We start from the raw sequence: 14,708 nt of genomic DNA, 5'->3' as shown, positions 1-14,708 counted from the left end.
GGGTGAGGATATGCCGCGAAAGTCTGACCATTTTTTTCGGAAAAGGGGGCCGGAACAGGCCCCTATCAAGCGACGGAACGGCGCTCCGGTATGCGGCGTTCGGCTTTTACCGAATCCCCATACCGTCCCGGCATAGCCGGGAATAGCATCAGCTCAGCCAGCGCCACCCAGGGCAGGGGGGTAAGAGCCAACCACGGGCGGCGGCTTCATGTTATCCAGTCGGGTCTATTTCGACCTTGGGAGAAATCGGCCTGACCGTAGCACCCCGTAAGCGCAGATCGCCAGCAATCGAAGCGTCGGGGTGTGGGTAACTTGAAGCCGCGCGTTGCCCTGGCAACGCACCAGCTCCCTAGATTGGGGAAAGGCCAGCCCGTAACAGGGCCAGCCGATAGATCAAATCTGAACGCCCAACGCTTGCAGCGCCAACCGCGCCGAATAGCGGGCGTTGCCCGTCAACTTGCGTTGCCATGCCCCTTGCGATGGTGCCCAGCGGAACCCGTGATCTTTCATGATCCCGCGAACCTCTGCACTCGGCTTGCCGTCAAAGATGAATTGCACCCGGTTTTCCTCGACGTTCTCGACCACCTTACACACGCCTTGAAAATCGTGTTCTTTCGTCTCCGCTTCGCTGGCTTTTTCAAGCTGCTCAATGCGATTTTTCAGGCGCTTTATCTCCGCGTTGTTGTTGGTTAGTCGGTAGGGCGGGAAACCGATAGGACCGGCATTGCCCCACTGTGGCGTCATCAGTTCCTTAGCCAGTTTGTGCGAAACCGGATGGCCCACCGCCTCGGCCAGCTCCTTCGCGAAGGCTTCAAAATCATCGCCTGTGCTTTCATGTGTAACGCCTTTCTTCGACCACTTACGCGTCACCTTGTTTGCGGCCTTCATTTCGGCTTGGTCCCGTTCCAGCTTTGCCAACTTCTCTTTCAACTTATTGATGGCGTCGGGGTCATCGCTGCTGATGCCGCCAGTTCCAACGGCTGCGGCCTTGCCGCGCAGCTCAGAGGCGCGCTTGCCTTCCTCAACGCTCTTACGCATGGCATTGTCGGCGCGCTTGATTGCGGCCCGGTGCCGTCCTTCGGAATGGTGGCCGACAAGAATAGGCTGGCCGAACGGAATGCCGGTTGCGGCCTCGCTCATATCCGCCCGCTTGTATGCCTCGTTAGAGCGTCCTTCGGCGCGATCTGCTGCCGCATTCAAACGGTCGCGGCGGTTGGCTTGTTTCCGTTCGTAGCTGTTCATAGTGGTGTCCTCTCAGGTTCAAAAAAGCTCTAGCTGTTGGTCGGCAAGTTGGATGTGGGGCAGGGGATCAACGCCCCTGACTTCGACCACATGGCTACTTGTGCGGGTGTCACGACGCCCTGAATCGGTCCGGTAGGATTCTTCGATGGCCACCGCGTAACGGTTGGGAATTTCCGGGTCGGTGCAGAGGCAATAACGCTTGGGCGACCCTTTGCGGCCAAGCATGATTTCGTAGTTGTCTTTGCCCCGCAAAAACTCGATGCACTCAAGAATGATGCGCTTGTCGGTAGCTGTCAGGTGACGCCCTTCAAGATGTTTGACGCTCGGTTTCACGGCCTTACGCCCCCTCGTTGATGAGGGCGCGAAAGGCGGAGACAGTTTCTGAGAACGTCACAGCTCCGGCATGTTCAACTGTCAGACAGAAGAAACGTTTTCCCACCTGCACAAAGGCATTAGAAAGGGTGCAAGTCGATGGCTCACACATCATGAAAGCACTGCCGGTAAGATGGCGAGGGGGCAGGATTTCCAGAAAGTAATCAAACATCTCATCTGTGGTTTCGAACCACTGACCTGTTTTAAACTGATCAGGACCATAGCCCCGGTTAATCAACGCAAATGTTTCGTCGTAATTTTGAACGCCGCCATTGCCAATAAGCTCAAATGTCATTTCGCTATCCTCTTGATGTCCCACGTGTGAGAGTCGGGAAATTGGTTTGGTTTACAGGTGTCGGGCTGAAAGCCCGTCTCCTGAAAACCTGACCGACTGGCGAAGTCCGGGGGGTGCGCAGGGCAATAAAAATCGACTGGACCGTGGAATACCGCAGACCGCGCAGCGGGCGAGGATATGCCGCGAAAGCCTGTCTATTTTTGTTGAACTGCGCGGGGGGCAGCGCCCCCTAAAAAGCGACGGAACGGCGCTCCGGGGCGGGCGTTCGGCTCTGCCGAATCCCCGTCACGTCCCGGCAGCGCCGGGAACATCACGCTATCAAAGCAATGCAACGTATTCGCAGGGCAGGGGGGCGGCTTCACGTTATCCAGTCAGGACTATTTCAACCTTGGGAGAAATCGACCTGACCGAAGCGCCCCGTAAGCGCAGATCGCCAGTAATCGAAGCGTCGGGGTGTGGGTAACTTGAAGCCGCGCGTTGCCCTGGCAACGCATTAGGCGCGACGGTGACACCCGCGCAGACAAGCGAAAAGGGCGACTGTCGCCGCCCTTTGTCAGATGCGATCCGGGTTATTCGGTAAGGTGGCGACAGTCGCCCTTTTGTGGTCGGAGCTTTGCGCGCCCGCCGAGTGGCGGGCAATGCCGGGGCTAAGGCTCCCGGCGTTTGATGCTGAACGTGATCTTGATGACGATAAGATTGATCTGGATGCTCATGCTTAGGTCGATCTTTTGGAGCTGCTTTCTGACAGCCTTGAGGCGTCGAGCTGCAAGTTTGTGAAGCTGTTTTGATCTTTTGCGAATGTATTTCATGTCTGTCTCCTGTTTAAAATTCGCGGCTCTCGGACGCGCCGGGAAAGCTGACCTGTCAACACGCGCGCAGCGCCCCGTAGGGCATGGTGTTTACAGGTCTGCGAGGCGTGTATCTTGGCCGCTCATTTTGAATGGGACAGACCAAACGCAGGCGCAAAAAACAGGGGCGCATAGGCCGCTTTCGTGACAGATTGATGTGGAAACCTGTGACCAAGCAGAAGCCCAGCAGTAATCCGGTATCGTCAAAAATGGCGATGCTTCAGCATCGTCGGAAGTGGCGATATCGGATCTGGGTATCACCCAGCTATTTCCGCCTTCCGATCTTCTGGGTGATATGCGCGATGAATTTCCCAATAGCACCGCTTGCACCCGCAATCGGTGCAGATGAAGAAATCCGCAATGTATCGAAGCCATGTATGCGCCCGGTACTTGTTGTAAAGCCGATGCGGCGCGACATACCATCTTTTGCCGCAGCCCATGCAGGTTGTCACAACCACATCTGATGGGGCCAAGTCGTTCAGGCGAATGGAGTATGCTGGGCCGAGGGTGACTTTCTCATATGCCACACGATCAGCTTGCCAGTGGCTCTATGCACTCCGGCCCCTCGTTCCCACGAGTGTTCACATACGAGCTGACCCGGTACGCGGTCATAGCGTCGTCTGGCGGTGAATGGACAAGACCATAGGCCGTGTCCTGATCTGCTGTGAACCATGTGTTCAAATCTGCGTCCTCAATCACAACCGGGCAGCGGTGATGCGGGATGCTATCCATAAGCGCGTTTGGCGTGGTGGTGATGATCGTGCAAGACAAACGGTTTTCGCCTGAATCGGCGTCTTTCCACTCACCCCAGAGACCGGCCAGTGACAATACCGGGCTATCCTTGGCTTGGATGTAGTAAGGCGGCTGGCCCTTCTTCTTTGGTAGCGGCCATTCATAGAAACCAGACACCGGAATAATGCAGCGCTGGCCGCGCTTCCACGCTGGGGCGTAGGTCTTCTTTTCCCGCATTTCCTCGCCCTTGGCGTTGAAGGTGCTGAACTTCTTTTCCTTGATCGGCTTCGACCACCAAAACGGGATAAACTCCCAGAGCATCGGCACCAGCTCCCGGCCATCTTCGGTAGGACGAACGACCGGCACCGTTTGATAGCGGGTGACGTTGTATCGGGGTTGAAGATTTGGCGCAGACGATGGTTCAGGCGCAGTCAGCCGGTACAGCTCGTAAATCTGTCGCCATGTATAGTTCAACGCCGCTTTGCCGCACATAGGAACTAGCTCCCTTGTTGCCGGGATGTTGCCGGTTTCAAGTGAAAATAGGAAGGATCGCCGGTCAGGATTTCGGCCAAATTGTCAATCGCGTTCGTCAGACTTTGAGCGGCGCGGTATTCCGGGCTGGCAATCTTGGCCTCGGTGCTAACCTGGATCGCGCCGCGCCGTCCAACCTCCAACTTCGCTAGTACCTCATCAGTTTTGACAAATCCGCGTCTGGTGCGTTGTGACATAGCCGGTGCCCTTTCGCTAAAACTCACTGTTCCTTTTTTGTTCTCTTTCACGGTCAAGAGTCAAGTTCAGCCGGATTCAAGAGAGAAAGGGGCTGTCTGCCCCTCGCGCCTATCGGCGCTCACCCCGAGGATATTTTGCGAAGGTGAGAGGCGGGGGCTGCGCTCAATTTCTGCTTGAATCGAGCAAGGCGGATGGTAGATTTGCAGTTGCGGCACCGGGTGGGAACCCATAGGGCCGCGAAGGTGAGGCCGGGGCTATAGCTCCGGCTGAGCTTCTTTTAAGGGGCGTTCGTCTCTTCGGACGACTGTGCAGCCCCGGCAACCGTCATCACCAGTAACGATGTAGCCGCCTCGTCGGCAGTATCATACGGCCCATATGGCGCGCTGTCCTGTTGCGGCGTGTCGCCCATTAGCCGCCAATAAAATTCGCCGGTCGTATTATCTTCCACGACCTGCAAGCGTTCGGTGCCAGCGGTGTAATCGGACACGACCTTGAACCGTTTGGCAGTCAACGCGGACCTGCCACCGGGAAAGGCGTTGTAGATCGTGCTGGGGCTGATCCCGTGTTCTTTGGCAATGGCAGAGATACTTAGCTTGGTGCCGACTAGCTTCTGCTCGATCACATTTCGCATATCCGCGTCCATTGCCTTCGGCCTGCCGCCGAGACGGCCCGCAGCCTTGGCGGCTTCAAGGCCGGTCTTTGTTCGGTCTGAAATCAGATCGCGCTCAAACTGCGCGAAGATCGAACAGATCGAATAGAACATGCGGCCAAGCGGTGTCGTCGTGTCTATGTCCTCTCGCAAGGATCGCAGCGACACGCCCTTGCCTTCCAGCTCTTGCGCAATGTCCAGTAGATCGCGGTGATTGCGCCCCAGACGGTCGAACGCAGGGACCATGAGCTGATCCCCCGAGCTGAGCGCGGCCAAGGGCGGCTTGCAAACCGTCGCGCCGCGCTGTCTTTCCGCTCATTTGATCTGTATAGATTTCATCGCAGCCAAGCGCCCGGAGCTGAGCAATTTGCTGCTTCAATGACTGATCGGTTTTTGAGACGCGGGCATATCCTACGATCTTTCCGCTGGTCTGTTGATCTGGCATTGATAGCTCTCCAAAAAAGGGGTATAAAAACAGTAAATGGACACTATAGTTTTTGGAAGGGTTTTTGGGCAGTTTTCGACTTTTATTTTTGCCCTTCAGCTCGTCCTTCTGCATAGTGTCCAAAATGATCGTTTTTTGGAGAACCTGAAATGCCTAACGTACAACTGGATCGCGACACAGCATTGGTTCTGGCCAATGGAGTGATCGCCACTCAGATTCAAGCACCGTTGCGCCCGTATATTGAAGCAATGATGACGGAGGGCTATAAGGATGCACTGGCATTCAGTGCTGTGTCTGGCGACAAGCTCGATGATTTCGATCTGTTCTTGGCAATGTGCCGTGACGAAGGTTTTCTGACGACCGATGAAATTAACGATCTTGGCGATGCGCACGTAGATGCCTCTCGTACCCAAGCCGCTTAAGCAGGTCAGGAACGCCAGCAATTGATTTCTGACCCGTACCTTTATCCCGGTACATCTGTCCTTCGAAACTATCGCGGTCTAACGGACCATGAGAAACTCTCGAAGTTCGAACGCCGGGAAACCGCTTCTGCAATAAACGATCTTCGCAAGAACCCGGTTGATGGGGACTTTGACTATGCACACCTTCGGGAGATTCATCGCCGAATCTTCGATAAAGTGTATCCGTTTGCTGGCGAAACACGCCTGATCGACATGTCGAAGTCTGAGCCGGCGTTGAACGGAGCCAGCGTCAACTATTCCTACGCAGATGACATAACGAAGCACACCGCTCTGCACCTCAAGGCCATGAATGGGCGGGACTGGTCGAATTTGCGGGACATGAACCAACCGGAAAAAATGGAAACCTTTGCCAAGGATGTTGCAGAGTTGTGGCGTATCCATCCCTTCCGAGAAGGCAACACCAGAACCACAATGACATTCATGGCGCAGTTTGCCCATGAGCGCGGTTTTTCTCTGGATCGTGACCTTTTCGCTCGGAACGCAGAGTTCACCCGCAAAGCACTTGTCGTTGCTACATATGACCATCCTGAACATCTCACCCGCATTTTAACCGATAGCCGCAACATTATGCTCGGTCGCGAAACCGACATGGCCACGCGGATCGCTGGATGGGCCGAGACACGAGACCCAGAACTAAAAGGGGCAGCAAGCAAGCTGGCACTTGTTGAGGCTGAGCTGCGCCACGCTGGGGTAGGGGACAAGGATCGTCAAACCGTGCGTGGTCACGCAGCTCATTCGCTTGCCCGAGAAGTTCTCCACGGCAAAGTATATGAGGTGGAGAAGCTGGCCGCACGCAGCATCCAGCGCCCCGAGCAGGCACAAGAAAAAGCCCCTGATCGGGGCAGGGGTAGATAACGGTTTTCTGATTGGCGCTGTTGCAAAATTTTTTATGTGTGGGTCTATTTGAGGTGTACCCTTGGTGACGGTTCACTTTGAACAGATTACCTGTAGTACGACTGTTCTTTTTGGGTATTATTTTCTTAGATAGACATGTTTGATGCGTGGCACACCCAAAATGAACACACCGCCTGCAAAAAGTTTTGCAACAGCGCCGCTTGGAGCAACTCAATAAGATTGCCAAGACCTATGAAGTCATGATGGATCGGGAGACCAAAGCCCGCTTTTTGCCGGAGCAAACACGCGGTGGTGGTGATAGATCACGCTAACGAAAATCAGGGATGTTTGCAATCCGAGCGCCGGATAAATGCAATTCGTTACAGTTAGTATAGTAGTCGGGCCGTTGTTGGAATTTTAGATTGTGCGGCAGCAACACGTTGCTACCCAATCGACTCGTCTCAACCCAAACCAAACGCATTTGAAATAAATTGAACATTTTCGCTCAGTTGGGATGCGCCGATTGCGTACCCAACAATTAGGCACGTTATCCCCCACCAACGCATTCGGCTCGACTTTTGAGATGCGCCTAACATCAGAAGGATAGCTCCAACTCCAAAGCACATCATAAACAGGATGATTGGTAAAACACGATCCCATCCTACGTTTATTCCAAAAACTACAAAGACGCCAACTATAGCAAAAACAATCGAACACAACTTACCCCACGGCAAATTTCGACGGAAATTCAATTTGTTATCATCATTCATTTTAGATTTTCTCATCTATATAAAATTTAACATTTCTCGAAACTTGCGCAACATACACAGCTATCAAAACTTCCGCGACAATGAGGGCAAAAATTATAATTGGATCCACAGTTCCTACTGAGGACCATCCAAGCTCTGCAGAGTTTGCTGGATCAAGGTCAAACAACCATACTGCAAAAATTGCATTTCCTATTACAGTTGAAAATATAACCACCCCCGATATCAACATTACAGATAGTACAATTATTATCGCTAAGAGCATTACCGCCAAGCTCTTCAAAAGAGTACTTCTGTACAGAATATTATACATATCCATAAAATAATTTTTTTGCATTATCATATCACCTTTCTACTGGAGTAACCCTTCTTGGAAGTCATTTGATACAGACTGACACAACCAAGCTGTAAGGTCCAATGACGGCTCAGCGTAGAAAGCGGGATTTGCGAAGTTTTCCAGTCTGCGGACCTTCGTGCCATGCGCGGCGAAATCTGACTCTGAGCCCAAAGTCACATTTGCTGCACCTTGCACCAATGGTGAGGAACCGCAGAGAGGCGACATTGGCCACGCTCTCGTAATTTTACAATTGTAGCCTGCATAGCGGCCATTCCTGGCAATGGCGAAATTACCTAGTCGATGAATGACAGCCATCCATCAAACATCAGATGCACTCCGATCACAGCGGTCATCCTTCAATGCTGCCAAGTTCACCAAAATTCAAAACAGCATCTTGATTCCTAGCGAGGCCAATCCTCCCAGTACCCCCAAGATACTGAGAGCTTTGAATCCTGCGCTGGCATGTATCTTGTTAATGAGCTCTGGCGTTTTTCGTAAGGCAATCAGCATTCGTGCCGACCTTCCGAACACACGCACCGCTTCATCCCGCCCGGGGATAATTGCATCGTCTCTAGTTACACTGGGCAATCTTGGTGGCCCGGTGCGCATTTCCTGTGTAAGAAAAAATACATCATCCAGCATTTGTTCTCGAAGATCACCTTCAGTGATCGCTTCCAGAACCGGGGCGGCTTCGGCGATTTGCTCAAGATTTTCGGGAGACAATTCGCGGAGCAATTGTTTTTGCAACAGTCTCCTGTTTTCCGCAACTTCTGGATCAGTCGCACGTATGCCTTGGGCACCTTCTTGCAACGCTAACAGTAATGCTTGGTTCTCTTCAGACGGCGGCAACTCGCTTGTCCCAATTTGTACCGTCAAGCTATGGTGAACTGTCGTAAGGTCCATCTCGACCCTTTGGGGGTCATTTGCGTAGCGTTCTAGAGTGCGTCGCAGTTTCCGGATTTCTAAGGAGTTCGCGTTCAGCCCATTGGACTGATTATCGAGCACATCCTCGATTGCGTCAGCCAGCTGCGCGAGCGTTGCAGCCAATAGGTCAGGTTTCTCAACCTCCTTGATCTGTAGATCAAAAGTGCCGGTTTCTGAGTCTAGTACCAATTCCTCTGCCAATGGCAGAAGTCGACTTAATTCAGCGGCATCGTCTTCGGAGGGACTGTCCTCACCGATATCGTCACCATCATCGTAAAAATCAGGTCCAGGGGTTGGCGACCAGTTCCAAAGGCCGCTTTCGTCGGTAATGTCTTGGGCAACCTTTTCAATGAACTCATTTGGATATTCACCCGAGAAGTTGTCACCAAGAGCTTCTTGTGGCGTTTCCGGCCCTCCATAAATCCACTGGTAGCCACCTTCCGCCGAAATGTGCGGCAATGAGTTGGCTGGATCTTCATAGTTTGCGTAGAACCATTCTTTCATTTCTTCGGATGCCGCTTTACGGTCGAAATCGTCTTCCTCGAAGTCTTCGCCGTCAAAGTCAGGTTCATGCTCGATGCTAACGGAAAAATTCTGCACGAGTTCATGACCGTTTAGGTCTGGAACGAGATTGCCAAGAAAGCCTTCCGGATACTCCGACATCTCCCAGCGAATTTCTCCCAACTCATCGCGACTTGTTGAGGCGCTCCATAGCCGATCAGGACCCATGTCCCGCTCTTCGCTCACAACGACTTCCCAATCAATTTCATCTGGCCCGATCTCAAATAGTTCTCCAGTTTCGGAATGGCGAACTATGGCGGTACCAGCGGTACTAATTCTCATTTATTCTCAGCTCGATGTGTTGAATGGCGTATATCACGATCTTACAATCTGTTTTGCTGAAATGCCACGTTCCACGACCAAACCTTGCCAGACAGGACGTTGAACGCACCCGAAGAACTCACGCTCGTCGACATTGGCGATATCAAGAAATGGGCTTGCCATAAATACATGGGCAGGTGCGGGGATATCATCAATCTCTCGCTTAAACCGAACCAGTGACGTGATGATCGACTGATACAGACTTGTGGTTCCGCTCTTTGTGCTTCTCTCTACGGAAGCGAGCCGCATAGCAGCCTCGATGCCTTCTTCGGTTAGACGATCAAGATATTTGTTGTATGCTCTACATGCGAGGAAGCCAGAAGGTAAACCAAACGCGCCGATGACCAACAATATTGTAGACCACTTGGTCATCAATCTGCACCTCCGAAAATCCGTGATAGTTTCTTTTGCAGCCAAACTGGGGTGGGTTGCTCTCCATCCACCAATTCTAAACTTCTCAAAAATCTCCACCATTGACGAGGTAGCTTGTCCAAGTCGCTAAGTAGCAACACTTGAGAGCCATCTCCCGATCTAAGGAGCATCTGGCATGCAGGCTGAATTTCAGCCCCATCGTCCCACTTTAAGTTCAGATGCCCATCAGGATGCCTGCTGTCTCTGTAGGAAGCGTGCTTGGAAGTGTTTGCAATATCGGCACAAAGATCTTGGATGGGAATAGCGGCAGTTAATCGCTCTTGGAAGTCCTCACCTGAAGGTGTTTCTCCAGCACTTCGAGCGGCCTTCATCCAAGCCGATTTGGTCCAATCTTCCAATGATTTGCTAGAAATACACGCGTTGATTGCTGAGAAAACCAACGGCTGTTTTTCTTCGGGATAGGTGCGTTGTAAGTCGCAGAAGTGATCAACATCCCAGTACATCTTTTCCCACATGTCGGCGACACCACCAATCAAAACAGTGTGTTTAGTAACTGGAGTATCCTGCTGTTTTCGCACCCTGCGCACCTTTTCTGGAAGCTAGTTCGTTTTCGAGGCGAGCAATAAGCCGCCGCTGTACCTCGACTTTTTCAGCATCACCTTCTTGTTCATATCGGACAAGGTTGCGGCGATAGATTGCGATCTTTTCTGGCAGCGAAATTGCCATCAATCCGCACCCTTCTTGGGGTCGAGTCCGGCTCAGTGCAGAATAGGGCGGTAAACGGCCCTAGCTCGGATTGATGGTACTTTGCCCATTCGCCGTCCATACCTGACTGGAGAGATGCGTGGCTTTCCCACCATTCTACGGGCATTTCTACTCGACCGGATTATGGTGCCCCCAAGCCGGTGATCGAGGGCCGCTATAGGGCTGTAGGTCAACGCAAAACTGATAGATCATTTTGCCATCCATCTCGAAAACGACGTGCTTGGTCGCAAACACAAGATAGCGGATCGGTTCCTCCGGAGTGCCAATTTTACCAACGCCATCAAGGCGATCCCAACCATGATCGTCGAAGCGTTCACCAACGCTAAGCGGCATGAATGGGCGCTCCGACTGAAATACAGCCACCGGTTTATGTTCACCGGAAATGTCGCAGAGGACGAGTTCATAGATGTCTGGCATGAGGTCGATTTTTCTTTCTAGTCTCTACGAAAGCCTAATCTACCGCCTTAGAATTGACGAGCAGAAAGGGTTCTTTTCCCTACATCGCCGCATGATCTTGGAACGGCTGCCCACCACAAACTGTCCTGCATTGGTGAGCGCGTCTCAATGAGTGTAGATTTTGAGAACGCGCAAAATCACGTCTCTTTCAATGTCTCATTGGGTAGTTCCGTTAGTGTTTAAGGGTTTTTGAGACTGTCAGCGGCGCACCACCGAAGGAAACTGCTTACCGCCCTATTTTTCACTCCCCCCAAATCGACCCCTAAACCAGTGCTTTGATCTATTGTGGAGGTGGAAATCTTATAAGGCGTGAATTATCCTGATTAAATTCAACCATAGGTGGCGATATGTCGTTCAAGATCATCAATAAAGTCAAGCACGTTGGTCTATTCACCCTTATGATGCAGACAGGGGTTACAGCTCTATCAGCGGAGGTTGACCATTATAAGTTCCGCGCTCCACCACCAGTTGATACCACTGCGTCATATTGCGAAGACAAGCGAGATAGAGGCTTCCCTCACGGGAATATCGTGCAGGTAGGAGACCGAGTGTTTCATACCTGTGCACGATTTGCCTCCAATGCTGTGCGCACGGTAATGAATGCACAACGCCTTCCTGGGTTGCGGTATAATCTCACAGCATTTTCGACAGGTGTAATGACGGCAGATTATCAGCACATCACAAAGCGCGGTCGAGAGAACTACCCTGACTTTCGTGAGCGCATCACCTTGGGGGACGGTGTTTATTCTGTTTACCATGATGAAGATCGCATAGTCCCGATTGAAGGTAAACCAGATGAAGTGACTACCGCTGGCAATCTGTACGTCTACGAAGGTCCAGTAGCAGGGGCGCGTGAGCGTGTACCTCACCAAGCCAAGTGCTTTAATGAAAATAAGAAACAGATCGAGAATGGCAGTTATTCCTGCTACATCAGATTTGACTGGCATGGCCTGTCAACACGAATAAATGTCTGGGCTGGCGGTGATCTGTTTTCACAGATGGAGCACAAACACTTTCCCGCACTTGTTGATGACCTACTGCTTCTACTCGAAGAGGTTGACGTGACCGATGATCCCTTGCGGCAGGAGTGTATTCGCTCCGGCAATGGCTGGTGGGATGGAGAATGTCGAAGTGACCCGCAAAATTAACCGACAAATGACTTCCAAGAAGGGTGCAGATTGACCGGCGCAGACTTCTTGCCTGAGTACTCGATTCACGAAAGAATAACGCTTTGCGGTACTAAATTCGCTAGCAAAATATAACGCTTTGCGGTATAAAATATATGTGGACGGGGCGGATTGGCCGCCACCGCCACATAACTAGGAGCAAAGCGATGATGCAAAAAATCGCCCTAGCTCTTCAGATCCTTCTGGTGATCTTGTTCGTCTTGAACATGTACCACCACTGGTAATCTGAAGGGGGATCGGTCCGGTTGCCGCCGGATCGGTCGCCCCTAGTTTTAAGCATGGAGATGTTAAATGTCTACTAGCAACAAGATCGCAGCAATTTCGATTGGTGTTTCCGTGCTCGGGATCGCCTTAGTGATCGTTGAGCGTGTACATCACGGTTGGTGGCCATTCTAATGACACCTGATCAGGTTCTATCCATTCGTGAGGCATTGGACCTGACCCAAGCCGAACTTGCTTCTGTCATGGGATATGGCAAAGCTGTGCGCGTTTCTGAGTTAGAGCGTGGGGCGCGCAAACCTAGCCCTGCGGCAGAACGTCTATTGAAGGCATATGCTGCGGGCTATCGGCCAGATGATTGGCCGAAAGTTGTTTCCAAGAAAGGTGCGGACAATGGATAAAGCTCAACCGTCAACCACATCAACAGAGGTTCAAATGCAAATCTTGCAAGATCGGTTGGTAGCTCATGGTAACAGGTTGTGGCAACTTCCGTTTTCTTACGCCGGGATCCTGGCTGTCTCGATGGGACTCGCATTCGGCGAAGACCCCATCAGCAAGGCATCTGAGCTGTTTCTAGCTTTGGGGGTCTTGGGGATTTGTGTGTTGTTTTGCATGTACGGCTCCTACGAGGGGTATGCACGCTCTGCGACTTTCATGCGTGATACTGAGCAGTCTCTTGGTTTAAACCCATCTACAGCTAAAGTTGGATGGACAAACCATGTGGTGCCTTATTTCGTTATAGCCATTTTGTGCACTGTAGGAGCTTTTTCCGTCGGGCTTGATCCGAGTATCGCCACGGTCTCCCTTGAGACTGTCGTCGCAAAGTAACTTCCAGAAAGGGTGCCAGTGATGAGTGAAGTCACAGAAGGCTATATGGACGGTTTGAGCGATGATCGATCCGATCTACCTGCCACCCTTGCTAACCGCTCAGATGAGTATCGTCACGGCTGGCAAAATGGACGCGACGACAGATTGAAGCGCCCAAGGGCAAGTGCTGCGAGAATACGTGCCGACATCGCTCAGATCAGGGCAAATAACACTTCCAGCAAAGGTGCGGACGGGTGAGCGAACAAGACAGAGACCCCGGCAATATCTTCCAGCCATTTAGCTGGAAATCGTTGGCATGGGCTGCGCTCATTGAATCCGCTGTGCGAGCAGGGGAAACAGTCCTTGATATCCCGTCACAGTATAACTCTGTCTACAGTGTCTTAGCTGGCCAAGGCATCGAAGCCGTAAAGCTGGCTTGGCAGCGCGCAAAGCGGTTTGTTGCCGAGCTTTTGAACCATCCTAACCGTGTTAGCGGTATTCCTGAGAACATACGTCCACACGTCAATCGGGCAAATGCTAAAGAAGCGCTTCACGTTTTGGATGAAGTACATGCCAAATGGTTGCAATCCGTTGATACCGTTCTTCGCAACAATCCATTAGGCATGAAAGCGGGCGTTAAACCATGGCAGGTCTTATGACGCTTCCAAGCAATTCCAAGAAGGGTGCAGAGTGATGGGATTTGTTTTCAGGGCTATAGAAGCAATGTCTTTCAAGACTGGAATACCACTGGGGGGACTATGGCTACTGTTGCTGACAGCTGGCGGAGCTCTGTACGTTGTTACTGAGCACCCTTACTATACTCAGCAAGATCTTCTGATTGGTTTCTGCATGTGGGCTGTTGCGTATTCTGCGATTTGGCTTGCTCATCGCGGAGTATTTTGGATGGACCCCAAACTTCTGCGATCCCTACGGGATGCTGAAAAAATCAATTTCGATCAAAAAGAAGGGGACTAGCCCCGGTTGACGGAAGCCTACCGGCAACGTTTCCAAGAAAGGTGCAGAAAGTGATGTCAATAGGTGATTTGCTCGGTGTTTTGGGCTATTTTGAGAACTTTATAGAGAAACTAGACGCAAGGGCGAACACACAGTCAGCAATGGATATACGTAAAATTCTTCACGTATTGCACTTTTCTGATGAGACGATACTCGATCTTAAAACATTGGTTCAACCAAATATAGAACAGGATGAGCGAGAACATATAGCTGGTAAATTAAGTGTATCGCTTCGGGATTCCCGTTCCAAAGTCGAAAACGGCCTAGAAATACTCCAAGAAATCGGTGACCAAACTAATCTCAGTGTCGAAGGCAAACGCCTTGTCAGAATTATATTGATTGGGAAATAC

General features: G+C 51.6%; 21 protein-coding genes and 1 pseudogene. 8 read left to right on the top strand and 14 right to left on the bottom strand.

Annotated elements, in window-relative coordinates:
* Window positions 1–393: 393 nt before the first annotated feature.
* The 8 genes and pseudogenes from BLP79_RS17995 to BLP79_RS20310 all read right to left on the bottom strand — a co-directional run.
* Window positions 394–1,242: a DUF3560 domain-containing protein gene (locus BLP79_RS17995; RefSeq protein ID WP_090221083.1), complete on the bottom strand. Its 849-nt coding sequence runs from the start codon at window positions 1,240–1,242 to the stop codon at window positions 394–396.
* 18 nt (window positions 1,243–1,260) lie between these two features.
* Window positions 1,261–1,575, bottom strand: a complete 315-nt coding sequence (locus BLP79_RS17990) for a hypothetical protein (protein ID WP_090221082.1) — start codon at window positions 1,573–1,575, stop codon at window positions 1,261–1,263.
* A gap of 4 nt (window positions 1,576–1,579) precedes the next feature.
* On the bottom strand, window positions 1,580–1,909 hold the full coding sequence (locus BLP79_RS17985) for a DUF1419 domain-containing protein (RefSeq protein ID WP_090221081.1): 330 nt from the start codon (window positions 1,907–1,909) through the stop codon (window positions 1,580–1,582).
* 647 nt (window positions 1,910–2,556) lie between these two features.
* Window positions 2,557–2,718: a hypothetical protein gene (locus BLP79_RS19760; RefSeq protein ID WP_157844011.1), complete on the bottom strand. Its 162-nt coding sequence runs from the start codon at window positions 2,716–2,718 to the stop codon at window positions 2,557–2,559.
* A gap of 570 nt (window positions 2,719–3,288) precedes the next feature.
* The gene (locus BLP79_RS17975; protein WP_090221079.1) at window positions 3,289–3,981 is read right to left on the bottom strand and encodes an SOS response-associated peptidase; all 693 of its coding nucleotides are present in this window, start codon (window positions 3,979–3,981) and stop codon (window positions 3,289–3,291) included.
* A gap of 5 nt (window positions 3,982–3,986) precedes the next feature.
* Window positions 3,987–4,217: a hypothetical protein gene (locus BLP79_RS17970; protein ID WP_090221078.1), complete on the bottom strand. Its 231-nt coding sequence runs from the start codon at window positions 4,215–4,217 to the stop codon at window positions 3,987–3,989.
* Between the two features lie 278 nt (window positions 4,218–4,495).
* Window positions 4,496–5,143 carry a recombinase family protein gene (locus BLP79_RS20075; RefSeq protein ID WP_269799332.1) on the bottom strand — a complete coding sequence of 216 codons (648 nt, stop codon included), beginning with the start codon at window positions 5,141–5,143 and terminating at the stop codon, window positions 4,496–4,498.
* A 13-nt stretch (window positions 5,144–5,156) separates the two neighbouring features.
* Window positions 5,157–5,312: pseudogene (locus tag BLP79_RS20310) on the bottom strand (recombinase family protein); the annotation flags it as partial.
* 149 nt (window positions 5,313–5,461) lie between these two features.
* On the opposite strand from BLP79_RS20310, the gene BLP79_RS17955 reads away from it, so the two are divergent.
* Both BLP79_RS17955 and BLP79_RS17950 read left to right on the top strand, forming a co-directional pair.
* Complete coding sequence (locus tag BLP79_RS17955) at window positions 5,462–5,734, top strand: hypothetical protein (RefSeq protein WP_090221075.1); 273 nt, start codon at window positions 5,462–5,464, stop codon at window positions 5,732–5,734.
* Window positions 5,735–5,755: 21 nt separating this feature from the next.
* Complete coding sequence (locus tag BLP79_RS17950; RefSeq protein WP_090221074.1) at window positions 5,756–6,649, top strand: Fic/DOC family protein; 894 nt, start codon at window positions 5,756–5,758, stop codon at window positions 6,647–6,649.
* A 750-nt stretch (window positions 6,650–7,399) separates the two neighbouring features.
* Here the strand turns inward: BLP79_RS17950 and BLP79_RS17940 are convergent.
* The 6 genes from BLP79_RS17940 to BLP79_RS17915 all read right to left on the bottom strand — a co-directional run bounded on the left by BLP79_RS17940 (window position 7,400) and on the right by BLP79_RS17915 (window position 11,092).
* The gene (locus BLP79_RS17940; RefSeq protein WP_139163238.1) at window positions 7,400–7,732 is read right to left on the bottom strand and encodes a hypothetical protein; all 333 of its coding nucleotides are present in this window, start codon (window positions 7,730–7,732) and stop codon (window positions 7,400–7,402) included.
* Window positions 7,733–8,113: 381 nt separating this feature from the next.
* Window positions 8,114–9,499, bottom strand: coding sequence for a hypothetical protein (locus BLP79_RS17935; protein WP_090221071.1), 1,386 nt, complete (start codon window positions 9,497–9,499; stop codon window positions 8,114–8,116).
* A gap of 33 nt (window positions 9,500–9,532) precedes the next feature.
* Entirely contained in the window at window positions 9,533–9,910 is a 378-nt protein-coding gene (locus BLP79_RS17930) for a hypothetical protein (protein ID WP_090221070.1), read from the bottom strand.
* Window positions 9,910–10,488 (bottom strand): hypothetical protein, encoded by a 579-nt coding sequence (locus BLP79_RS17925; RefSeq protein ID WP_139163237.1) that lies wholly within the window; start codon window positions 10,486–10,488, stop codon window positions 9,910–9,912. The genes BLP79_RS17930 and BLP79_RS17925 overlap by 1 nt, the downstream gene beginning before the upstream one ends.
* Window positions 10,457–10,636: a hypothetical protein gene (locus tag BLP79_RS17920; RefSeq protein ID WP_090221068.1), complete on the bottom strand. Its 180-nt coding sequence runs from the start codon at window positions 10,634–10,636 to the stop codon at window positions 10,457–10,459. Before BLP79_RS17920 ends, BLP79_RS17925 begins: the two co-directional genes overlap by 32 nt.
* A gap of 147 nt (window positions 10,637–10,783) precedes the next feature.
* A complete protein-coding gene (locus BLP79_RS17915) occupies window positions 10,784–11,092 on the bottom strand; it encodes a hypothetical protein (RefSeq protein ID WP_090221067.1) in 309 nt (102 codons plus the stop codon).
* Window positions 11,093–11,478: 386 nt separating this feature from the next.
* Between BLP79_RS17915 and BLP79_RS17910 the strand changes: the two genes are divergently transcribed.
* The 6 genes from BLP79_RS17910 to BLP79_RS17880 all read left to right on the top strand — a co-directional run.
* Window positions 11,479–12,279: a hypothetical protein gene (locus BLP79_RS17910; RefSeq protein WP_139163236.1), complete on the top strand. Its 801-nt coding sequence runs from the start codon at window positions 11,479–11,481 to the stop codon at window positions 12,277–12,279.
* Window positions 12,280–12,713: 434 nt separating this feature from the next.
* The gene (locus BLP79_RS17905) at window positions 12,714–12,938 is read left to right on the top strand and encodes a helix-turn-helix domain-containing protein (protein WP_090221065.1); all 225 of its coding nucleotides are present in this window, start codon (window positions 12,714–12,716) and stop codon (window positions 12,936–12,938) included.
* The gene (locus tag BLP79_RS17900; protein WP_090221064.1) at window positions 12,931–13,365 is read left to right on the top strand and encodes a hypothetical protein; all 435 of its coding nucleotides are present in this window, start codon (window positions 12,931–12,933) and stop codon (window positions 13,363–13,365) included. Before BLP79_RS17905 ends, BLP79_RS17900 begins: the two co-directional genes overlap by 8 nt.
* A 21-nt stretch (window positions 13,366–13,386) precedes the next feature.
* On the top strand, window positions 13,387–13,602 hold the full coding sequence (locus BLP79_RS17895) for a hypothetical protein (RefSeq protein ID WP_090221063.1): 216 nt from the start codon (window positions 13,387–13,389) through the stop codon (window positions 13,600–13,602).
* The gene (locus tag BLP79_RS17890; RefSeq protein ID WP_090221062.1) at window positions 13,599–14,003 is read left to right on the top strand and encodes a hypothetical protein; all 405 of its coding nucleotides are present in this window, start codon (window positions 13,599–13,601) and stop codon (window positions 14,001–14,003) included. Before BLP79_RS17895 ends, BLP79_RS17890 begins: the two co-directional genes overlap by 4 nt.
* A gap of 369 nt (window positions 14,004–14,372) precedes the next feature.
* Window positions 14,373–14,708: hypothetical protein (locus tag BLP79_RS17880; protein WP_139163235.1), on the top strand; the 336-nt coding region annotated here is incomplete at its 3' end.

Source organism: Epibacterium ulvae (genome assembly GCF_900102795.1).
Taxonomy (GTDB): domain Bacteria; phylum Pseudomonadota; class Alphaproteobacteria; order Rhodobacterales; family Rhodobacteraceae; genus Epibacterium; species Epibacterium ulvae.
The sequence above is the reverse complement of the archived record's forward strand: the minus strand, read 5'-3'. Positions and strand labels throughout refer to the sequence as shown.